Origin of the sequence: Niveispirillum fermenti, from assembly GCF_048066175.1 — a bacterium.
In the GTDB taxonomy this organism is placed as follows: domain Bacteria; phylum Pseudomonadota; class Alphaproteobacteria; order Azospirillales; family Azospirillaceae; genus Niveispirillum; species Niveispirillum fermenti.
The window spans coordinates 340757-361929 of the sequence record NZ_JBLTXA010000001.1 but is presented as its reverse complement, the minus strand read 5'-3'; the positions used below and the strand labels follow the sequence as shown (position 1 = coordinate 361929).

Genomic DNA, 21173 nt, shown 5'->3' with positions numbered 1-21173 from the left:
TCATGGCCGGGCATTTTCTCCCCTGTCCTGTGGCCGGGACCGGGGCAGCTTTTGCCGACATGCCGGAGAACCCCGCAAATCCTGGATATTCCCTCTGTTGGCACGCGCTTTGCTTTTATCTCGTCCGAACCGAATTGGCCCGGACGGGCCCCCAAGACAGCAGAGCCAAGGAGCCATCCCATGTCCTTCGTCCAGGATTGCGTCAGCATCTCCCGTCAGCACCTGATGGCCGGCTACCTGGCCGAGGCCGAGATGAGCTGCCGCACGGCGCTGCAGGCCGAACCGGAACATTCGGAGGCCACCCATCTGCTGGGCATCATCGCCCTGCGGGCCAATCGGGCGGCGGAGGCCAACGAGCTGTTCGCCAAGGCCATCGAACTGGACGAATCCCGCGCCGAATATCACAACAGCCGCGGCGTGCTGCTTTACGGCTGCCGCCGCTTCGCAGAGGCGGAGCACGAATTCGCGCGCGCCGTGGCGCTGGAGGAGACCAATGCCGTTTCCCACAACAATCTGGGCAACGCGCTGCGCGCTCAGGGCAAGTTGATGGAGGCGGAACGCTGCTTCCGCCAGGCGGTGGTGTTGCGTCCCAATTATGCGGAAGGCCACAATAATCTGGGCAATACCCTGCGCGAACAGGGCAGCCTGTCCGAGGCTGAGTTCTGCTTCCGCCATTCCCTGGCGCTGGCTCCGCGCAACCTGGATGCGGCTTATAATCTGGCCGCCCTGCTGCTTTACACCGACCGGCTGGACGAAGCGGGCCGCCTGTTCGCCAATGTGCTGGCCGGCGATCCCAGCCGGGCAGAGGCCGCCATCGGCCTAGCCCAGGTCTTCCAGGGTCAGAACCGGATCGAGGATGCGGTGGCCCTTCTGACAGGCGTCCATAACCGCATGCCCGACAATGCCGCCGTGCTGTTCGCACTCCAGCTTCTGCGGTCCACGCAGATCCCCGCCTGGCATATTCCCATGATCAACGATCATGAACGCAACGACGCCTACGAAGCGGCCCTGCTGAACGCCGTGAAGCCCGGCGACAAGGTGCTGGAGATCGGCACGGGGTCCGCCCTGGTGGCCATGATGGCGGCGCGGGCCGGCGCCCATCACGTCTATACCTGCGAGATGCACAAGCCCCTGGTGGAGGTGGCGCGCGAGACCGTGGCGCTCAATGGCTATGCCGATCGCGTCACGGTGATCGGCAAGAAGTCAACCGACCTCGTGCTGGGCCAGGACATGCCGGAGAAGGCCGATGTCTTCGTGTCGGAACTGATCAATGTCGGCATGCTGGCGCCGGACATGCTGACCATCCTGCAGCATGCCCGCCAGAACCTGCTGAAGCCGGATGCCAAGATCATTCCGGCGGCGGCCACGGTGCATTGCGCCCTGATCCAGGCCGATGACCTGCGCCGCATCAGCCCCGTGCGCACCATTTCCGGCTTCGACATGTCGAAGTTCGACCAGTTCCGCACGCCGGGCTATGCCACCATCGATCTGGCGGCCGATCCCCACCGCATGCTGTCGGAACCGGAAAAGGCCTGGTTCTTTGATTTCTATAAGAACATGCCCGACAGCGACGCCAAGGTGCTGACCGTCACGGCGTCGGAAACCGGCATCGCTCATGGCGTGGCCTTCTGGTTCGACCTGCACATGGATGAAAGCGTCGATTATCACAGCAAATCGGCAACCCGCACCAATCATTGGAAGCAGGCGGTCTATTTCTTCAACCATGACTTGCCAGTCGTTAAGGGGCAGCCGGTGATGATCGGCACGGGCTATGACCGGACACAGATCCACTTCTATATCTGATGCAAAGGGAGGGTGGGGCGCAGGGAGGGTGGGGGCGCATTGCGGGCTTGATTTCCCACCTGTCGTCCCCCGACTCTGCCTTTTGCCCATGACAGGGCGGCGCCGTGACCGGTGCCGCCCATTTTCATTCCGCCGGATGCCGCATGAACCTGATTTTCCGATTGTTGCGCGTCGTCGTCATGGCGCTGCTGTCCCGCCGGCCCTTCGGTCCCCTGGACACATCCGACCTGGGCCTGCGCGTCTGGCTGAATGATATCGATACGAACCTGCATATGAACAACGGCCGGTACTTCACCCTGGCCGATCTGGGGCGGGTGGATATGATGATCCGGTCGGGCATGCTGGGCCTGATCCTGAAACGCAAATGGGCGCCCGTGCTGGGGGCCGCCACCATCCGCTTCCGGCGCGAACTGAAACCGGCCCAGCCTTATCGGCTGAAGACGCGGGTCCTGTGCTGGGAAGGCAAATGGATCTATCTGGAACAGCGGTTCGAGACGGTCGACGGCCATCTGGCCGCGGTGATCGTGGTCCAGGCCGTGTTTCGGGAACGCGGGCGGACCATAGGCACCGACGAACTGATGCGCCATATGGGCGTGGCGATGGAAAGCCCCCCGATGCCGGAAGATTTGCGCGCCTGGCAGGACGCCCAGCAATCGATCAGCGATCGTGCAAAGGAAGGGTGAAGCGGCGGGTCATCGCAGACCGCCTATCGTCGGGCAACAAAAAAGGACCCAACGGGCCCTTTCACCACAGCCACAACGCCTTCCTCAGGATGAGGAATGGTGCCCCGAGTCGGATTTGAACCAACGGCCTACCGCTTACGAAGCGGTTGCTCTACCACTGAGCTATCGGGGCGCCGTCGTGGTGAAGTGGGCGTGCTTCTATCAAAGGGATTTGGGCTTGGCAACATGGAAATTTCCCCGACCTGCCGATAATCATCGTCAAGCCCCTGCATGGCACCATTGCCTGTATCATTTCGCTGCCGGATCGGCTCGGATTTCACCGGTTCCGGACCGGCGCGGGGGATGAGATGGGTGAATGGGTGGTGCCGCTGGTCCTGGCGGCGGCGTTGATGCATGCGGGCTGGAACAGCCTGCTGAAGGGCGGTGGCGACCGGCTGGTGGGAATCACCATGCTGAACACCTGGTGCGGCGTGGCCGGGCTGGCCATCCTGCCTGTCACCGGCGGGCTTTCACCGGCCGCCTGGCCGTATCTGGCCGTGTCGCTGGCGTTGCATCTGGGGTATCAGGTCTTTCTCGTCCTGGCTTATCGCGTCGGGGACCTGTCGCAGGTCTATCCCGTGGCGCGCGGGTCGGCACCGCCGCTGGTGGCCCTGGCGGGCCTCGCGCTGGGGGCCGACCCGCTGCATCCTGCCGAAGGTGTGGCCATCGCCCTGATCGCGGGCGGGATCGCCGCACTGGCCCTGCGTGGCGGCCTGCGTGTCCGCGCCGATACAAGGCCCGTGCTGATGGCGCTGGTCACGGCCCTGTTCATCGCCGGCTATACGATGGTGGATGGGCTGGGCGCGCGCGTGGCGGGCGACAGCCTGGCCTATACCGCCTGGCTTTTCTTTCTGAACGCGCCGCCCATGCTGGCGCTGGCCTGGGCCCGCCGGGGTGGGAACGGCCTGTGGCTCGCCATGCGCCGCGGCTGGCGCCGTGACCTGGTGGGCGGTGTGCTGGCCCTTGGGGGCTATGCGATTGCCATCTGGGCCATGACCCAGGCGCCGATCGCATTGGTGGCGGCCCTGCGGGAAACCAGCGTCATCTTCGCCTTGCTGATTGCGCGCCTTTGGCTGAAGGAGCCTGTGGGGCGCTGGCGCGTGGGGGCAGCGCTGCTGGTGCTGGCCGGCATCGCCACCTTGCGTCTGGCCTGATACGCGCCAGCCGTCTCCGGCGCCTTACTGCACGACCCAGCCCTTATCCGTCTTCAGGAAGGTCTTTTCCCCTGTTTGTTGTATCTCTCCCATCAAGGTGTCGGCAATGATGGAGAAGGAGCAGACATAGCCGTTGGAATCGGGCTTGGCCTTGCACTGGTGCTTCTTGAAGCTCCTGATTTCCCCCATGGCCTTGAACCCCTCGCGCCGGCCGATCAGGCGTCCTACCTCCGCAGCGGCGGAATTGACCTGGTCGAACTGGCCCTGGACGGCATCCCGCATCTGCGCCTCGCTGGGTTCGCCACCACAGCCCGCCAGCATCAGCAGCGGCAGCAGGGTCCCCAGGATCAGCCCGGTCCTTTTCATGTCGGCGCAACCCTCTTGTCATTGTCCATCCCGTCAGCCTATCCGGCCTTGCCGTCCTTCCGCCAGCAGCTTTGACGCCGGCTCGCCCCTCCTGTGGACCCCTTTGCCGGGCGCCCCGGACGGTTCGGGACGTCTATGCGGGTCTGTCAAACCCGACGCGATATCTTTATGATCATATGAAGACAGTCGACAGATATTCCACCGCCCCCATCGCCCCGGTCCCATGCCTGTTCCGTTTGAAACCGCCCTGGCCTTTGTCTCCACGGCTCTGCTGCTGGCCCTGGCGCCGGGGCCTGACAATCTTTTCGTGCTGATCCAGTCGGCCTTGAAAGGGCCGGTGAAGGGTGTCGTTGTCACGCTTGGGCTATGTACCGGCTTGATTTTCCATACGGGCGCCGTGGCCTTGGGTGTGGCGGCCATCTTCCAGACGTCCGAACTGGCCTTCACAGGGCTGAAATTTCTGGGGGCGGCCTATCTGTTTTATCTGGCCTATGGCGCCCTGCGCGCGGGGCCGGAAACCCTGGCCGATGGTGATGGGGTGCCGGGCGAATATGGCCGGCTTTATCTGCGCGGCATCGTCATGAATATCACGAACCCCAAGGTGGCGATCTTCTTCCTGGCCTTCCTGCCGCAATTCACGGCGCCCGACCGTGGGGGCATGGCGGCGCAGATGTTCGCGCTGGGCGGTCTTTTCATCCTTAGCGCCTTCGTGGCCTTTTCCGGCATTGCCCTGGCGGCGGGCGCCATCCGCCGCTGGCTGGGCCGGTCGGACCGGGTGCAGGTGATGCTGAACCGCATCGCCGGCCTGGTTTTCATCGCGCTTGCCGTGAAGCTGGCGACGGCCCAGCGATAGATCGCCGGCCGGGCATCACCCCCGCCGCCTCCGCACAAGCGCAATGGGGATCACCCGCAATCCGTGCCCACCCCGCGGGCCGTTCTCTCCGGCTTCCGTCGGGCCGTCCAGCAGTACGCCTCCGGTGAGCACTTGAGTGCTGCATCGGTCAACATTTAGGGCCTCCTTGCGGAAAAGTACCGTCACGCGGTTCTTGGAGGCCTATGTCGTAGAAAGCGCTTATAATTCAGCGTTTATATCAAAAAAAAGTACCGTCATGAGCCTCATTGCTCCTGACGGTATTTTCGTTTTTCCGGTTGATCAATGGGGGCAAGGCCCGTCAGCGAGGCCGCCGAACGCCATCTATGCCCACCGATAGATGTCGATAGGCGCCGGATGATTTTATTTTTTCTTTCAGTAGCTTAGATCGTACCGCAGGGTGAAATCGGCGGCGTTCGGCGGGGCCTGAATCATTCCCACTCGATAATTTTGGGTCAACCTAGTGCATTGAAAAATAATGCGAAAATATTTTTTCGCATATCGAGATACCGTCTAGGCTACCGTCAGAAAAGTTCGATCTTGAAATTATTGAGTTTTTTGGGCTGGCGATGAAGCTCGACATTGCGCCATCTATCGCTGGAGACGGCAACTGCCAGCATATGGGCATCGACTCAGCAAATGCGCTCGATGAAACATGATTATACCGTCATGGTTCTTGGTTGGCCATCCTCAAGATGGACCGCTTCAACCTACCTGAAACCCGCGACAACGGTTTCAATGGGCAGGAACAGCGTCCGGCTGTCCTCGGGATATTCTATGAACTCCGCGTAGCGCAGATAGAAGCGTTTGGCCGCCCCATCCTTCGCTTGAACCATCACCGCCCCAATGCCGATGCTTTGCGAGGCCAGCGCGATCCGCCGCAGCGCGTCCGACAAGAGGTCCGCGCCGAGGCCCTTGCCCGCATGGTCGAGGCTAACGGCGAGCCGCCCGATGATCGAAACCGGAATCAGGTCGGGTGCGTTGCGCCGCACCTTGCCGGGAGCTGCGCCCCGCTCAACCGATCCCGCCGAGATGCAGAAATAGCCGACGACCCGATTTCCCGCGCGCACGACGTAGGTGCGCGAGAACCGGCTTTCGTTCTTCAAGGCCCGGTGCCGCAGCCAGTCGTTCAGTGCAGGCTCGCCGCAGTCGAACGTCGAAAGATCATGCTCCGCCGTCAACGGAACGGGGGCAGACAGTTGCGGTTCGGGATGGTCCGGCGTGTCGTCTATTTCTGCCATGCCGGGGTCCGGCGCAGCAGCGCCTTGAGCTTCGGTCCCGGCGCGGGCGGATTGTCGAGCGCCTGCATGAAGGCGTCGTAGCGTTCGGAGTCCAGCGTGAACAAACGCTGATCGAGCAGCACATCCACCGCTTGCCGCCGTGCGCTTTCCACCATGAACTCGGTGCGCGTCTTGCCAAGGACCGCCGCCGCATCGTCGATGAGTTGGCGAGTGGTAGACTCGATCCGCAGGTTGATGCTGCCCTTGGCGTCGGCCACAGAGGCGCGCGCCGCGACGGCAGCAGTCGCAGAACGGGAAGATTCGGGAGGGGCGAGACGTGTTTTTGCCATGACCGGAATATGGGTGTTTGTATCCACACTGTCAATACAGGAAGGATTGCCTTCGGGCCGCTTTCGGCTACGCTCGAACCAACGCTATCGCGTGTTCCGCCACCGGGCTTCAATCTCCAACGTATAGCTGTCGCAACTTAGAAATGCTGTCCCTGCGCAAAGCGTCGAGGGTTTTCTCACCGGCGGCTATCCGGCTCCCTACAGCGCAATGTGGAAGCGCGCTCGCTTTCGGACCAGCACGCTGCCGCAAGCGATGATATCTACGCGACAAACCCTTCTGAACGGAGTTCGAATCCCTTCCGATCCTCCACAAGCATGGTCATCGGAGCGCGATAACGATTCCTACGTGCGGGCTGCACCTACCTGACGGGCGGAAGACGAACAAACAGAGAGCTACACCTACGCTATAGCCCTACAGAACGGAGGCTAGAAGGAGGTGCCCAACGGGGGGCGGAGAGATGCCGGGACGCTCCCGTCCCGGCCCTAAACGTTCGCGCGCCCACGAAAAACCTAGAGGCTAAATTGCCTTTTCCGTCGGCTCCGGATCGTCAAGCGTGATCCCGTCGAAAAAGAAACGAACTACATAGCGATCAAAGGGACCAAGTGACCTAATCGCTAACACTGCATCTTTTCCAAGATTCTTAAAGCGATCAATTGCCTTCAATAGATCCATGCTGGGGTCTTGAAAGTCAATCAAACCAGATATGTGGATTTTTTTTGAAATCATGCGTGGCAAGCCATACTCTTCGAGATGGTAGACTGCACTAGGTAAAAACGCTCTGCTCATTCTACCTATAAAGGCAGAAATATCGACTGACGGATTAATAATCATCTTATGAAGTTCGTTTGTATCGCTCAGAAGGGCCGCCAACTTGAACGTCATAGTCCGTTCGAGCTTGAAAAAATCGTCAATATCGACGCCATCGCCTTTAAGGGTCGATATTAGTTGGGGCAAATCCCGATCCCAATTGTGAGCCATCGTCTTAGTTGCCGTCACAAGTTTGCCGAATTGCGTATCCCAATTCCCGGGCTTAAGCCGTAAGACCCTGTAGAGCATATTGTCCCAGTGATCGGGGTTACTGGAGTTCAGATAACCAAAGCCACGCCATTCGTCGGGATTATCCCTCATATCCATTGCCAGCCGAAGTAAGAAATCCGCATCGCTATCTTGCAGGATGTTGTCGCGCTTTATGTGCGCAAAATTTTCATCCCCAATGATCGCGGACATTTGTGTGCGATACTCAATTATCCGCTCCACTTGCCGATCTGTGAGTTGATCTGAATCCCGCACCTCATCGAGTGTTCCCAGTATTTCCTCTGGGAACTCAATATCAAGCTGAACGTCCTCAGATTTTGGCGGGGCGTCAAGAAGGTATATATTTCCGACAAAATACTTAAACATTCGGCCGCCCCGGCCGATGATATTCTTATATGTAAAGTCCTTAAGGTTTGTATTTCCTAGCTTGCTTTTCCACACAATGACGTTTTGAGCAGACGTATTGACACCTTCTATTATTGACGATGTGGATACAATACTATCAAATCCATCTTCATATTCGAAAAGACGTATTTGTAGCTGACTGAGGCATCGATGCATGCTGCCGTTGTGAACACCAATCGCTCGATCAACCAAATCTGCTAAGCTCCAGTCCGGCTGATAATTTTGCCTAAGCCACTTGGAGAAGTGGCTTGTATATATGCGATCAACAGGTTGAATCTTTGATATAACAAGTTCCGAAATTTTCTTTATTTCAGAATATGTTCCCGCATATATCAATGATTTTTGTGTTTGCTGAGAAATTAAATCGATTAATTTTTCGCCCTTCTTGGTTTCGTCTTTTCCGAATTCCTTATACGGCTCCTTAATATCAAGATATACGGTATTAAAGTCTAGAAGCTCGACGAATTCCATGTCGCGAGTAAAGGCGTTGTCGCTCAATCTTTTGATGTTTGGTGCAAGGTAATACCTCTGTTTCGCCTTCTTCGAGAGCTTCAGGATCGCTTTAATGAGTGCAGGCGCGCGATCACGGTCATGCTTTTGACTTGCCTTGTAAAACTCATCGACCACTAGCAAGTCTATGCTATCAAGCGCATCCAGATAACCGAAGGCACGCTCCTGCGGAAATATAAGTATATTTTTTGCTCCAAGTTTTGTATCTGGCGCTGTGACTATTGTATACTCTTCAGAGAACTTTTTGAACAATCGGCGGCGCGTTTCGTCCATCAGGGCGATAGTGGGCACGATAATCACTACATTGCTCGGCCTTTTGGCTGCAATGAATGCATCAATGACAAAACTCTTTCCGAAGCTAGTCGGAGCGCTAATCGCTATGTTCTTGCCATCCAAAAGCTTGGCGAGAACGCTCGACTGCTCGCGATGGAGTGTTGCGACGCGCCGACCAACATCAACTTCAAATGCATGATGAACATATTTCTGATCCCATGAAGCGTTTGCCAGTTGCAGGTAGGGGAATAGTCCAGTCGCGCGGATCATATGATTGACCACTTGCGGATAAGGGGTTTTGGAATGATCGAGGTTTGCCAGTAGGCGGATCAGGAGATTTCTGGCGGCGATCTCGTTCTTGAGTGTCAGAAGCCTGTTGATCTCGTAGCAGGTATCAAAAACATCCATTAGCTCTGCCCCTTATAGAAAGCGACGGCTTGGACGAAAGCGTTGACGATTTTCTTCTTGCTAGGGACTGGAAACAGGATGATGTGAAAATTTAGATCGTCATATTTATGGACCGAACTCGATTTCGCGATTTGCTTAAGGAAATAAGCGTCTGCGCGGCTTTTATGAAATTTGATAATTTCCGCCTTGTAGGCTTCGCTTAGGTCTTTTGCGCCTGAGGTAATCGAGCATTCGTGCAATAGCAGGATTGGAATATGAATTTTTGCCTTCAAGTTGTCGATGGACTCCCTGTTGTCCAAAGCGGCTTTTATTTTGGCTCGAAGATCTGGCGCGATTGGTAGGCCGTCAAGATCAGATACGCTGGTTATAATAGCATTTTCTTTTTTTAACTTGTCCGTTGAAAGTGAATTCATGACCGAGGTTACGACGGAATCCAAGCGAGCATCGGCAATGGAATTGTAGAATTTTGCCTCTCCAAACCATAGCGTAAAATCGTCTCCATCAATGACGATATGAACACTGTCCGCCCCTTTGGCGTTATCCTGAACATTTTGCTTATAAAAAATTTTCGGGACTACGGGCAGTGCACCAAAGCGATGACGCATCAGGCCATACAAAAATACTTCAGCAATTTCACTGCCCTGTCCGATTTCATCATTGTCTGTAAGCCTCAGATTCTGAGCCGCTGCGATCAGACTGCTGTGGCTTTGATCGACAAGGGAAGATCGCTCTTTCTCAGATAGGGCAGTTTGAGCGATGTTATCCCACAAGTAATTTTGAAACTTTGGGTAGCGCCATTCCGCATCCTCAAAGTCATTTATCAAACTTATTATACGATTATTGACGATTTCTGTGAGCTGCTCTGTCGATGTTACTGAAGAAAGCGATTCATCTATCAAAACCTCAAATGCCAGCCCAGACATAAAAATAGACTCCCCCACCGAGACTGTCCCCGTCAGATAACGCTACAATTTGAGAGGATGCATGACTAGGTATTTTGTCGATGACCTCCGCGCAGATCATCGCCCTGTCCCTGACGCTCTCTGATTGGTTCGTTAGCACAGGCCTTAGGGCTCCGCCCTCAGCGCACTTCGAAAGGCTTCCGCCCAGCTTCCTCCGCGCTTGACGCGCTCCGTGCAGCCGGTTCCCCGCGCAGCCTCCCTCCGTTTGCACACCCGGTCTCGGCGACGGCCAGAAGGTCAGGCGCGGCGTTCCGCTTCGCTGACCTTCAGACCCGAGGATCAGAGACATGACCAACGTATCCGACAGCAACCCCCGCATCTATGTTGCCTGCCTTGCAGCCTACAACAACGGCTATCTGCATGGGGCTTGGATCGACGCGGATCAGGACACCGACCAGATCAGGGACGAGATTGCCGCGATGCTTGTCCGTTCCCCCGTCGAGGATGCGGAGGAATACGCCATTCACGACTATGAGGGCTTCGAGGGCGTCAGCATCTCCGAATATGCCGGCATCGACGGCGTGGCGCGGATGGCCGCTTTCATCGCAGAGCATGGCGCACTCGGTGCGGGCCTGCTGGAGCAGTTCGGCGGCGACATGGATCAAGCCGAATCCACCTTGGAGGACTGCTATCATGGTCAGTTCGCCAGCCTTGCCGACTACATGGAGGAGCTGACCACGGAAAGCGTCACGATCCCCGAGCCGCTGCGCTACTATGTCGATTGGGATGCGATGGCGCGCGACGCCGAGATGGGCGGCGATCTGTTCACCATCGAGACGACGCACGGCGAGGTGCATGTGTTTTCCAACAGATGAAAACATGGTCGCCTGTCTGCATTTGCGGGCGGGCAGCTAGCCAGACGGCGACGATAGTGTTAAGAAGAAAATAACCAATAATGATCGGGTTATCCGCTCAACATATCTACTTTGAGCGGCTTCTAATACTTCAAACAATACTTGAATCTCTCTGGTCCGGGCGCGGCCTCGCGCGCCCCGGCTTTGGGAGGTGACGCCATGCTTAGCATCGACTGGCGTTTGCCGGCGGCATACAGACACGCGAAGCACATTCCGGCCGCCGGTTTCGCTTGGGAATACCTGCGCCGCAACGACGAATATCGTCAGGACTTCCAGACCATCGCATCGACCGGACAGCCGACCGGGCGCAACCTTGAAGCGTTCGCGGATCGCTGGGGGTTGCGATTTCCCGTGCGATCCCGACGCGCCGCATGACCGGCCGCCACCAATCTGGAGGCCGAGCCTTCAGCCGCAAGCGGTGATGCTGTCGCCGGCCGAGCACATGGACGGCGACACCGAACCAATATTGACGCTGGCGCATCTCGACGGCCTCGACCTGCGCCGCGCCGCCGATGGCTGGCACGGCGTCTGGCAGGTGGATGGCGTCGCACATCAATTCTGGCTGCCCGAGGCGGTGCCCGACGCAGCCGCCTTCTATGCCGTCACCCTGCCGATAGATTCCTTTCTGGAGCTGCGCGCCCACGCTGCCCGCCGTCTTTGGCGGTCCCTCAACGGCCGCGCGCCCGGTCCCGACTTCCGGGCCGTTCCCGCCCAGCTCCGGCAATGGCATATCCTGTCCCTGCGCGCGCTCGACGCCCGGCTGCACGGCGAGAGCTATCGCACCATCGCTGAAGTCCTGCTTGGCTTTCGCGGCACCAAGGAAGACTTTGAGAACGATCCGCGCAAGAACAAGGCCCGCCGCCTGGTCGCGCACGGTATCAAGATGATGCGAGGCGGCTATCGCCCGTTGCTCCACTATCCGATCAAGCCCGGCAAGCGTTGATCGGGAGGCGTGGCCCTCACGCCTTGTTAGCTGCCGCCTGCTCCAGAATCTTGCGATAGCCCTCACGCGATAGCCATTGCGCGCGTTCGAGGTGGCTTTGCCAGCAACGATAGGTCCGAAGTTCCTCGGCTGCCGGATCGCGGTGCAGCACGATCCGCGCGACTTCCTTCCAGTCCGCGCCCTCGGCCTTCGCATCGAGAAGGCGCAGATAGGTGACGTAGTGGCGTTCGTCATAGGCGGTTATGGCGTTGCCGGCTGGCGCTTCGTCGTCCACATCGGGATCGAGTTCGACAGGCACTCGCATGTCCACTCCCCTTATCCGAGAGGGTTTGTCTGCGGTGCGCCCCCGCAAACGATTCTCTCTGACTCTTGGTGATCGGGGAGTTCGAAACCGCTGTTACACGGCCCCATGGCCTTTAGCTCGGAGAGCCTGTTGTATACGCCACAGGCTCCCCGACCATAGGTCAAGGAGTGCGGTGCCGTAACGGCCGGCACCAAACGGTAACAGAGGGGTTTCGACGCCCCGGAGCAGCGCGTCTGCTCCACCCGCGATCTTAGCCGAGCCGCGCGCGAATGTCTTTGCCTATTCGGCGCGGCAGGCAACGAGCCGTTGAAATCCTTCACCTACTAGCCAGCGACGCCCCCGAGGGGGGTGCCGCCAGCGCATAGGCGCAAAAGCGGCACGCTACGCGCCGCCGATCCCTCGCCATGGTTCGCCACAGTCCGCTGCCGCCCCCCGGCAGCCCAATCCCGATTGGAGGTGATCCATGCCCAACCCGCTTGCGGGCCTGCCGCCACGCCTGTTGCGCACCAAGGAAGCCGCGCGCTTCCTCGGCATATCCATCCGCACCCTTGAGAAACATCGCACCTACGGCACCGGCCCGACCTATCGAAAGGTCGGCGGTCGCGTCCTCTACACCGTCCGCGATCTGGAAGACTGGAGCGCGGTCGGCGAACGCAAATCCACCCGCGACAAGACCGCCGGCACGGTCTTTCCCGCGCGTCCGCTCACACCCGAAGAACGGGACGAGTGCTAGATGCTGCGCGAGGACGATCACGCCCCCGCGCAGCCGACCGAGGACAGCGAGCGCAGCCGCCTGGACCCCTTCGTGGTCGCCACGGGCGATGCGCCGCCGCGCGATCAGCGCGACTTGATGGAACGGCCGTTCTTCTCGCTGGCGAAGACCCCGCGCACCAAGCCGATTCTCTACAAAGCCGCCGACATAGAGGTGCAGGTGTTCGGGATGCCCGAGCACGGCATGGCGACCATATGGGACGCCGATGTGCTCATATGGGCGGCCTCGCAGATCGTCGCGGCCGAGAATGACGGCCTCGCCACTTCGCGTTTCGTCCGGTTCACGCCCTACCACCTGTTGCGCGCCATCGGACGCCCGACCGGCAACCGGCAATATCTATTGCTCAAGGCCGCGCTGGCGCGGCTGCAATCGACTGTCATTGCCACCACGATCCGCAACGGCCCGCATTGGCGTCGCCGGCAATTCTCATGGATCAACGAGTGGGAGGAAATGACGACGCGCGCCGGCCGCGTTGAGGGCATGGAGTTCGTCCTGCCCGAATGGTTCTACAACAGCGTCATCGACCGCTCGCTGGTCCTGACCATCGACCCGGCCTATTTTCGGCTGACTGGCGGCATCGAGCGATGGCTTTACCGCGTTGCGCGAAAGCACGCCGGGCACCAGCGCCATGGCTGGATTTTCGAGGTCGCGCACCTTCATCAGAAATCCGGCAGCCTCGCCCGGCCGTCCGACTTCGCGCTGGACCTGCGCCGGATCGCGGCCCGCCAGCAACTCCCCGGCTACCGCCTCCAGATCGAGCGGGAAGACGGCCGCGAGCTGCTGCGCATCCGCCCCGAAAACTTATCAACAGGCACTGTTGATAACCCTGTTAATGCCATCGGCACATCAGGCGCAGGCAGTATCGGCACATCAGGCGCACGACTATCGGCACATCAGGCGCACGAACCGCAGCTAACGCTTTGGCCTGAAAAGCGGAATCCGACCGCTAACTTATCTAACAGAGAATCTAACTCTTTTTCTTTGACGCGCGCGCAGGCGAAGCGTGGTGCCGGTTCTGCCGGGAGCGGCGAGCCATGACGCCCGCCGTTAAAGCAGCGCACGCGCGCACCCCCCACCAGCACATCGCCGGAGACGCACAATGACCCGCCGCGCCCATCGCAGCGCGCACGGCCGTCCGCTGCCGGACGGGCCTGCGCCCTTCACGACATTGGTTGAACTCACGTTCGAGAAGCGCCGCATCGAGCACTGGATACGCTTCGGCCGCAAGAGCTACGAACAGATCATCGACCGCCGCCGGAGTGTCGTCGGCTTCGCGCCGGGCAGCGTCTTCGCCTTCGTCCGATGGGCGAACGGCGAGCATGGCACGGTCGTTTCCCGCATCGACATTGTGCGGGCAATCGGGCGCGGCGAGCCGTTCCAGACATTGCCATTCGTCCGCCCCGGCGGCGAAATCCTGTTGCGCCTCGACGGTTGGCCGAAGGTGCAGCGCGGGCTTGCCGCCATCGACGCCGTGGAATCGCTCGGCCTCGATCCAGCCGACGCCGCACCCGAGTATTGGCGGCATGTCCACAACCGTTTGACCGCCAATCTGGAGCCGCACGCCTACACGCCCGAGCGACATGCCGCGTGGCTTCACCGCCGAAGGATCGAGCCATGACGCGCCGCCGCACCCTCACGGTGACGGCGCTCGCCGCCATCGGCATCGCCGCCGCCAGCGCCGTCGATTGGCCCGTGAAACTCATCTGGAACGCGACGGCCAGCGCACCCATCGGCTTCTACACGGTCGAGCCGGCCGAGCGGATCGAGGTGCCCGAGCTGGTCGCCGTCATGCCGCCCGAACCGCTCGCCGCCTTCATGTCCGAGCGCGGCTATATCGCGCGCGGCGTCCCGCTGTTGAAGCGCGTCTTGGGCCTACCGGGACAGCGGGTTTGCCGCACTGGCCGCACGATCACGGTTGACGGGATCGAGATGGGCGAGGCGCTGGAGCGCGACAGCCTCGGCCGCGATCTGCCCGTCTGGCAGGGCTGCCGAGTGATCGGCGACGGCCAGCTTTTCCTTATGAATTGGGAAGTCCGCGACAGCCTCGACGGCCGCTATTTCGGACCCATCCCCGCAGCTTCCGTCATCGGCCGAGCGGTTCCGCTCTGGACCGATGAGGAAGGCGTCAGCCGCTACGAGTGGCGCGCACCGACGCACTGAAACCATCCCTCGAAAGCCAATCACAGGAGATTTTCCATGGCAGAAATAGGCACCTTCACCCGCACCGAAACCGGCTATGCCGGGAAGCTACATTCGTTCGGCCTCCGCGATAAGCTGTTCATCGTTCCGGCCAAGCCGAGCGACGTGAAGAACGCGCCCGACTATCGCGTGCGCCTCGATAGCGAGGACGGCCCGGACACCGGCCCCGCATGGAAAGACTCCAGCGAAAACGCTGGCGAGTTTGTGTCGTTGCGGCTGGAGGGACCGATCTTCCCGTTCCCGATCCGCGCCAAGCTGTTCCAGTCCAACGACGATCCATCGGTCTGGACGCTGCGTTGGAAGCACCCCCGGAAAGTCGAGGACGAGGAATGACGGCCGCGCGCGTCCGGCCCGCCATTCGGTCCAAGATCGTCATCCCTTTGTTCGCGGAAAAGCCGTCTCATCCCTTCGTCCCGCTCGGCCACCGGACGGCCGGCGCGCGCAGCGAAGGTCAGGGGCGGCCATCGGCCGGCGCTTGCGCCTTGCCCTTGACCGCAGCGAGCACGCTGGCAGGCTGGTGTCGAAGCGGAGACAGGACTGCATGGCATTATGCCGTCCTGATACTGGCCGGCGCGCTTTCCGTCTGCGTCGGATCGGGCGTCGCGGTCGCGCAATCCGCGTCCGTCGAGCGCCCGGCTGCCGCCCATCCCTATGCAGCCCATATCGCCGAGGCGTCGCAGCGTTTCGGCATACCGGAGCATTGGATCGTTGCGGTGCTACGCGCCGAGAGCGCGGGCGATGTGCGCGCGGTTTCGTCGGCCGGCGCGATGGGACTGATTCAGGTGATGCCCGATACATGGGCGGGCCTGCGCGTCCGCTACGGCCTCGGCCGCGATCCCTACGACCCGCGCGACAACATCCTCGCAGGCACGGCCTACCTGCGCGAAATGTTCGACCGCTACGGCAATGTCGCGGCGATGCTCGCGGCCTACAATGCCGGCCCCGGCCGCTATGACGAATACCTTGCGACCGGCCGCACCCTGCCGGCCGAAACGCGGGCCTATGTCGCCGCGCTCGCGCCGATCCTCGGCGGCGCGGCTGCAACCGATCCGCCGTCATCGGCACCGCCGCCGCCGCCAGATTGGCGCGAGGCACCGCTGTTCGTCATGCGTCCGGGCGACGCGCGGGCTGTCGCCGCGCCGCCGTCCGACGCACGATCCGGCGACGGCCGCGCGACCGTTCCGGTGCGCGATCCCGTCGATACGGAGTCACAGGGCGACAGCATTTTCGTCGCCGACGCGAGCGGTTCGGGAACGCCATGAGGACGGCGTTCCCGCGCTCGGCGGCGCTCATTCCGGTGTCCAGTCAGGCAGGTTTTTGCCCGGCTGGATTCCCGGCAGGAGGGGCAGAAAAGGCAGAAAGGGCGGAGGGCAAGATTAAAGAAGACGGCACCATATCGGGCCGCTTCTGGAAATTATTGTTGTCTGCACACTGGTTAGGTTGCCGATTCCGGCACCGTGGTTTTGAGGGGCCGCGTGCCGCGATTTCGCGCAAAGCCTTGGCTTTGCAGGGTTTCGAGCGGCACCATAGGCCCATATCGGCCGTTTTTCGGCGGTTTCGTCAGGAGTCGCGCCCATGAGCGCCGACGACGAAAACCGCTTCCGCCCGAAGCCCGGCGGCATCCGATCCGACACGCCGAAGGCCGGCAAGACCAAGAGTTTTCTCACGCAGGTCAAGAAGATCACCCGCCAGCATCAGGCGGCAGCTTCCCGCGATCCTTCCATGCCGTCACCCGCCCGCCCGTCATCGCCGGGCCGTTCCCGCGCCGTGGTCGCCAGCGGCAAGGGCGTGAAGCGCGGCCGGGGCGCGAGCTTCGTCCGCGCCCGCAACATCTCCGGCCAATGGCATCATCGCCAGCCCGGCAGCCGCCGCGTGATCGTCAAGCAGCGCAGCGTCCGGGCCGCGTGGAAGGGCGGACGCGCCCGCGCGCATCTGCGCTATGTGCAGCGCGACGGCACGTCACGCGACGGCGAGCGCGGCCGGCTCTATTCGGCAACCGAGGACCGCGCCGATGGCGACGCCTTCCTTGATCGCGGCAAGGACGACCGCCACCAATTCAGATTCATCGTCTCGCCCGAGGACGGCGCGGAGCTGTCGGACCTCACGGCCTACACCCGCGATTTCATGAAACAGGTGGAAGCGGACCTTGGCACGAAACTCGATTGGGTTGCCGTCAATCACTACAACACCGGCCATCCCCATGTGCATATCGTCGTCAACGGCCGCGACGATACCGGCGGGGATCTAGTCATCAACGGCGACTATCTTTCGGCCGGCTTGCGCGAGCGCGCCAGCGAGCTTGCCAGTCTGGAACTCGGCCCCGTTACCGAGATCGAGCAGACCCGCAAGCTGTCCGCCGAAATCGACCAAGACCGTTTCACCCGCATCGACCGCGCCATGGCCGAGGAAGCCGATGCCCGTTTCCTCGACCTGCGCCATGAACCGGCAGAGCCAAGGCGGCAGTTCGAGCGGACGCTGCGTTTGCGCCGTCTCGGCAAGCTGGAGAAGATGGGGCTGGCGACCGAACACGCGCCCGCCGTTTGGGAATTGAGCAAGGACATGGAGCCGGCCCTGCGCGAGTTGGGCGAGCGCGGCGACATTATCCGCACCATGCAGAAGGCCCTCGGCCCGCAGGGCGGCGAACGCGATCCCATGAGTTTCCAAATCCATGACGGGGTGCCCGAGACGCCGATCTTTGGCCGCGTCGTGGACAAACACCTATCTGACGAGCTGGGAGAGAACCTGACAATCGTAGTGGACGGGATCGACGGCCGCACGCACCACATCGCCGGCATCGCGCTCGAGCGGCTGGAGGATGCCCGCATTGGCGGCATCATCGAGATCGGCCCGGCCGAGGCGGCAGCCCGACCGTCCGACCGCGCCATCACGGCCATCGCCGAGGACGGCATCTATCGGCCGAGCCGCCATCTGGAGCAGGCGAAATTCGAGGGCTGCGTTCCGGGCGGCGACTATGAGGGCTATGTCGATGCCCATGTCCGCCGACTGGAGGCGCTGCGCCGGGCCGGGATCGTCGAGCGGATCGACACCGACCAATGGCGCATCCCCGATGATCTGGTCAGCCGCGCCGCCGTCTATGACGCCGGCCGCGACAGGCAGGCCAGCGTGCGCGTGCTTTCCCCGGTCGATCTGCAAAGGCAGATCGGTTCGGATGGCGCGACCTGGTTGGACCGGCGGCTGATCCATGGCGAAACGGCCGACCTTGCTCCGGTCGGTTTCGGCCAGCAGGTGCGCGACGCCATGGACCAGCGGCGCGAGCATCACATCGAACAGGGCGACGCCACCCGAGCGCGGAACGGCCGCATCTTCTACCGCCGCAGCCTTCTCGCCACCCTGCGCGAGCGCGAGGTTGCCCGCGTCGGCGCAGAGATGGCCGAGAGCAAGGGACTGCCGTTCCGCGCCGCCACGGACGGCGAGAACGTCAGCGGCAAGTTCACCGGCACCGTGCAGCTATCAAGCGGCAAGTTCGCCGTGGTCGAGCAATCCCATGAATTTACGCTAGTCCCGTGGCGGCCGGTCATCGACCGCCAACTCGGCCGCGAGGTCATGGGCGTCGTGCAGGGCGGATCGGTGTCGTGGCAGTTGGGGCGGCAAAGGGGGTTGGGACTTTAGAGCACCTGAAACGGCGTTGCGACACCGACGCTATTCGGATAGGAGATAGATACTCGTATTGCCAAGTGTGGAGCTATCAGCATGGGAACCGCTAAGTCAGCAGACAAGTAAGCCGCAACAACAAACACTGTTGTTGCGGCGTTCTGTAAGACCAATCCCAATCTGATTGTTGACGAGCAGACGCCGCCCGGAATCCTTAATCGAGCGGTTTATTCGTCATGACTATCACACGCCCCGCGTGGGCCTATACGTTGCCGGCAGCCCTGCTGCTGATGGCTCCCTTCGACATCCTCGCGTCACTGGCGATGGATATTTATCTCCCCGTCGTTCCAGCGATGCCTGGCATCCTGAACACGACGCCATCCATGATCCAACTCACGTTGAGCCTCTACATGGTTGTGCTCGGCGTGGGGCAGGTGATCTTTGGCCCAATGTCGGATCGCATCGGGCGACGGCCGATCTTGCTTGCGGGCGGGGCGCTTTTCATCGTTGCTTCTCTCGGAGCGGCATGGTCGTCAACGGCCGCAACCTTCGTCGCGTTTCGCTTGCTACAAGCGGTCGGCGCGTCGGCGGCGTTGGTGGCGACGTTCGCGACGGTTCGCGACGTTTATGCCAGCCGCCCCGAGGGTGTCGTCATCTACGGTCTTTTCAGTTCGATGCTGGCCTTCGTCCCCGCCCTTGGTCCCATCGCTGGAGCGTTGATCGGCGAGTTTTTCGGATGGCGAGCGATATTCGTCACGCTGGCCGCACTGGCTTTGCCCGCACTCTTGAATGCTGGTTTGAGGTGGCACGAAACCCGCCCGTTTGATGAAGCGAAGACTCGCCGGTCCGTTTTGCCTATCTTCGCCAGCCCGGCCTTTTGGGTTTACACGGTCGGCTTTAGCGCGGGCATGGGCACCTTCTTCGTCTTCTTCTCGACAGCCCCCCGTGTGCTCATAGGCCAAGCGGGCTATTCGGAGATCGGATTCAGCTTGGCCTTTGCCACTGTCGCGTTCGTCATGATCGTGACAACCCGTTTTGCGAAGTCCTTTGTCGCCAGATGGGGCATTGCGGGATGCGTAGCGCGCGGGATGACGTTGCTCGTTTGCGGGGCGGCTCTGTTGGGGATGGGTGAATTTTTCGGCTCGCCGTCATTCCTCAGCTTCATCCTGCCGATGTGGGTTATAGCGGTCGGAATTGTCTTCACAGTGTCCGTTACCGCCAACGGCGCACTTGCACAGTTTGATGACATCGCGGGATCAGCGGTCGCGTTCTACTTCTGCATCCAAAGCCTGATCGTCAGCATCGTCGGGACATTGGCGGTAACGCTAATAAACGGTGACACAGCATGGCCCGTGATCTGTTACGCGACGACGATGGCGGTGTTGGTATTGACGGGTCTGGTGCTACTTCGCTCCCGTAACGTTCCTGCCGAGAGATCGCCAGTCGCCTGACCGGCGAGCGGCAGGACGGCTAGAACCCATACAGCGCACTCGCCATCGCGGCCTTACGAATGGCGGTATCCTGTCTGGCAGGATACCGCTCATTATGCCCTGCGCCGGCGAGTCAGAGCCGGTCGCCTTCTCGGTTGTCTGAACTATCGTCATATCGCCACCGAGACGAAGCACGACTTTTCCAGCCCATTTCTGCAATGCCGCCAGCGTTCTTGCCGACCTCACTGGGGTCGCGCATAAGCCTTTAATCTATTGCGGATGAACGTAGCCGCTCGAAACCGGTGATGAGGCTGTCAAGTCCGAAGTTGAACGCAGCATCTATGCCTTCTGTTTCCAACTCGTGAAACAGATCGTGCAGGAAGGACGATGCTGCCTGCCCGGACACATCTGATCTGTCCGACATTCTCTCATCGGCATCAGATGCCTGCTGTTCGAGAACGGAACCGACCACATAGTGACTGACCGCCCGGAGCGCCCAAACAGCGTGCTTCGGACCAAAGCCCGCCGCGCAGAGAAAGCGTATTTGTGTCTCGGCAGTGCCAAAATTCGGTTCTGTCGGTCGAGTGCCGGCATGGATGCGCGCCCCGTCGCGATAATAGAGCAACGCCGTTCTGAAACTCTGGGCGTTCTCTTTCAGGAATAGCCGCCAGTCTTCGTTCTCTCCGGGTAGCGAGCGGGTGTGGCGTTCCGTCAACATCGCCTCCGCAAGTGCGTCAAGCAGCGCGCGCTTGCTCTGGAAATGCCAGTAAAGCGCAGGCTGCTGAACCTTGAGGCGTTCAGCGAGCTTTCGCGTCGTCAGGTTGTCCATGCCAACCTCGTTCAGCAGCTCCAGCGCCGCTGCGATCACGGTGCCTTTGTCCAGTTTGGTCATTCACGTTCCTCTGCCAGTGCTTGACAATTTATCAACGATAATTTCTATGTCTATGTTCTTATCATTGATAAAGTCGCTCGCATTGAG

Annotated in this window: 22 protein-coding genes, 1 tRNA gene and 1 pseudogene; 16 read left to right on the top strand and 8 right to left on the bottom strand. The window is 60.6% G+C overall.

From position 1 onward, the window contains the following. The first annotated feature begins 180 nt into the window (after nt 1-180). Nucleotides 181-1803 (top strand): tetratricopeptide repeat protein, encoded by a 1623-nt coding sequence (locus tag ACM9LZ_RS01650; RefSeq protein ID WP_416617582.1) that lies wholly within the window; start codon nt 181-183, stop codon nt 1801-1803. A 143-nt stretch (nt 1804-1946) separates the two neighbouring features. After that, a complete protein-coding gene (locus ACM9LZ_RS01645; protein WP_416617581.1) occupies nt 1947-2486 on the top strand; it encodes a thioesterase family protein in 540 nt (179 codons plus the stop codon). A gap of 97 nt (nt 2487-2583) precedes the next feature. Here the strand turns inward: ACM9LZ_RS01645 and ACM9LZ_RS01640 are convergent. Next, a tRNA-Thr gene (locus ACM9LZ_RS01640) sits at nt 2584-2658 on the bottom strand. A gap of 175 nt (nt 2659-2833) precedes the next feature. On the opposite strand from ACM9LZ_RS01640, the gene ACM9LZ_RS01635 reads away from it, so the two are divergent. Beyond that, nucleotides 2834-3679 carry an EamA family transporter gene (locus ACM9LZ_RS01635; protein ID WP_416617580.1) on the top strand — a complete coding sequence of 282 codons (846 nt, stop codon included), beginning with the start codon at nt 2834-2836 and terminating at the stop codon, nt 3677-3679. 24 nt (nt 3680-3703) lie between these two features. Here ACM9LZ_RS01635 and ACM9LZ_RS01630 read toward each other — a convergent pair whose 3' ends face one another. Beyond that, complete coding sequence (locus ACM9LZ_RS01630; RefSeq protein WP_416617579.1) at nt 3704-4045, bottom strand: hypothetical protein; 342 nt, start codon at nt 4043-4045, stop codon at nt 3704-3706. Nucleotides 4046-4268: 223 nt separating this feature from the next. Between ACM9LZ_RS01630 and ACM9LZ_RS01625 the strand changes: the two genes are divergently transcribed. Further along, entirely contained in the window at nt 4269-4898 is a 630-nt protein-coding gene (locus ACM9LZ_RS01625; RefSeq protein ID WP_416617578.1) for a LysE family translocator, read from the top strand. A 728-nt stretch (nt 4899-5626) separates the two neighbouring features. On the opposite strand, the gene ACM9LZ_RS01620 is transcribed toward ACM9LZ_RS01625, so the two are convergent. The 4 genes from ACM9LZ_RS01620 to ACM9LZ_RS01605 form a co-directional block, all read right to left on the bottom strand. Continuing rightward, the gene (locus tag ACM9LZ_RS01620) at nt 5627-6157 is read right to left on the bottom strand and encodes a GNAT family N-acetyltransferase (protein ID WP_416617577.1); all 531 of its coding nucleotides are present in this window, start codon (nt 6155-6157) and stop codon (nt 5627-5629) included. Further along, the gene (locus ACM9LZ_RS01615; protein WP_416617576.1) at nt 6145-6414 is read right to left on the bottom strand and encodes a type II toxin-antitoxin system TacA family antitoxin; all 270 of its coding nucleotides are present in this window, start codon (nt 6412-6414) and stop codon (nt 6145-6147) included. The genes ACM9LZ_RS01620 and ACM9LZ_RS01615 overlap by 13 nt, the downstream gene beginning before the upstream one ends. A gap of 589 nt (nt 6415-7003) precedes the next feature. Next, nucleotides 7004-9118, bottom strand: a complete 2115-nt coding sequence (locus tag ACM9LZ_RS01610) for a DEAD/DEAH box helicase (protein ID WP_416617575.1) — start codon at nt 9116-9118, stop codon at nt 7004-7006. Further along, complete coding sequence (locus ACM9LZ_RS01605; RefSeq protein WP_416617574.1) at nt 9118-10041, bottom strand: HamA C-terminal domain-containing protein; 924 nt, start codon at nt 10039-10041, stop codon at nt 9118-9120. Before ACM9LZ_RS01605 ends, ACM9LZ_RS01610 begins: the two co-directional genes overlap by 1 nt. 326 nt (nt 10042-10367) lie before the next feature. Here ACM9LZ_RS01605 and ACM9LZ_RS01600 point away from each other — a divergent pair, with 326 nt between their 5' ends. From ACM9LZ_RS01600 to ACM9LZ_RS01590, 3 genes are all read left to right on the top strand, one after another. Next, nucleotides 10368-10895 carry an antirestriction protein ArdA gene (locus ACM9LZ_RS01600; protein ID WP_416617573.1) on the top strand — a complete coding sequence of 176 codons (528 nt, stop codon included), beginning with the start codon at nt 10368-10370 and terminating at the stop codon, nt 10893-10895. 198 nt (nt 10896-11093) lie between these two features. Continuing rightward, a complete protein-coding gene (locus tag ACM9LZ_RS01595; protein ID WP_416617572.1) occupies nt 11094-11309 on the top strand; it encodes a transcriptional regulator domain-containing protein in 216 nt (71 codons plus the stop codon). A gap of 46 nt (nt 11310-11355) precedes the next feature. Beyond that, a complete protein-coding gene (locus ACM9LZ_RS01590; RefSeq protein ID WP_416617571.1) occupies nt 11356-11877 on the top strand; it encodes a DUF2285 domain-containing protein in 522 nt (173 codons plus the stop codon). A 16-nt stretch (nt 11878-11893) separates the two neighbouring features. Here the strand turns inward: ACM9LZ_RS01590 and ACM9LZ_RS01585 are convergent, their stop codons facing one another. Further along, entirely contained in the window at nt 11894-12181 is a 288-nt protein-coding gene (locus tag ACM9LZ_RS01585; RefSeq protein ID WP_416617570.1) for a DNA -binding domain-containing protein, read from the bottom strand. Between the two features lie 463 nt (nt 12182-12644). Between ACM9LZ_RS01585 and ACM9LZ_RS01580 the strand changes: the two genes are divergently transcribed. The 9 genes and pseudogenes from ACM9LZ_RS01580 (at nt 12645) to floR (ending at nt 20215) form a co-directional block, all read left to right on the top strand. Beyond that, a complete protein-coding gene (locus ACM9LZ_RS01580) occupies nt 12645-12914 on the top strand; it encodes a helix-turn-helix transcriptional regulator (protein WP_023516906.1) in 270 nt (89 codons plus the stop codon). Further along, nucleotides 12915-13991, top strand: coding sequence for a replication initiator protein A (locus ACM9LZ_RS01575; RefSeq protein ID WP_416617569.1), 1077 nt, complete (start codon nt 12915-12917; stop codon nt 13989-13991). 61 nt (nt 13992-14052) lie between these two features. Next, nucleotides 14053-14571 (top strand): DUF2840 domain-containing protein, encoded by a 519-nt coding sequence (locus tag ACM9LZ_RS01570; protein ID WP_416617568.1) that lies wholly within the window; start codon nt 14053-14055, stop codon nt 14569-14571. Then, nucleotides 14568-15113 carry a S26 family signal peptidase gene (locus ACM9LZ_RS01565; protein ID WP_416617567.1) on the top strand — a complete coding sequence of 182 codons (546 nt, stop codon included), beginning with the start codon at nt 14568-14570 and terminating at the stop codon, nt 15111-15113. The genes ACM9LZ_RS01570 and ACM9LZ_RS01565 overlap by 4 nt, the downstream gene beginning before the upstream one ends. A gap of 36 nt (nt 15114-15149) precedes the next feature. Continuing rightward, nucleotides 15150-15485, top strand: a complete 336-nt coding sequence (locus ACM9LZ_RS01560; RefSeq protein ID WP_174835053.1) for a DUF736 domain-containing protein — start codon at nt 15150-15152, stop codon at nt 15483-15485. Beyond that, complete coding sequence (locus ACM9LZ_RS01555) at nt 15482-16414, top strand: lytic transglycosylase domain-containing protein (protein WP_416617566.1); 933 nt, start codon at nt 15482-15484, stop codon at nt 16412-16414. The genes ACM9LZ_RS01560 and ACM9LZ_RS01555 overlap by 4 nt, the downstream gene beginning before the upstream one ends. A 313-nt stretch (nt 16415-16727) precedes the next feature. Then, nucleotides 16728-17381: pseudogene (locus tag ACM9LZ_RS01550) on the top strand (relaxase/mobilization nuclease domain-containing protein); the annotation flags it as partial. Nucleotides 17382-17549: 168 nt separating this feature from the next. Next, nucleotides 17550-18782, top strand: coding sequence for a DUF3363 domain-containing protein (locus ACM9LZ_RS01545; RefSeq protein ID WP_416617639.1), 1233 nt, complete (start codon nt 17550-17552; stop codon nt 18780-18782). Between the two features lie 218 nt (nt 18783-19000). Continuing rightward, on the top strand, nt 19001-20215 hold the full coding sequence (floR, locus tag ACM9LZ_RS01540) for a chloramphenicol/florfenicol efflux MFS transporter FloR (RefSeq protein ID WP_416617565.1): 1215 nt from the start codon (nt 19001-19003) through the stop codon (nt 20213-20215). A 244-nt stretch (nt 20216-20459) separates the two neighbouring features. On the opposite strand, the gene tetR is transcribed toward floR, so the two are convergent. Next, nucleotides 20460-21086: a tetracycline resistance transcriptional repressor TetR gene (gene tetR / locus ACM9LZ_RS01535; protein WP_416617564.1), complete on the bottom strand. Its 627-nt coding sequence runs from the start codon at nt 21084-21086 to the stop codon at nt 20460-20462. Nucleotides 21087-21173: the final 87 nt, after the last annotated feature.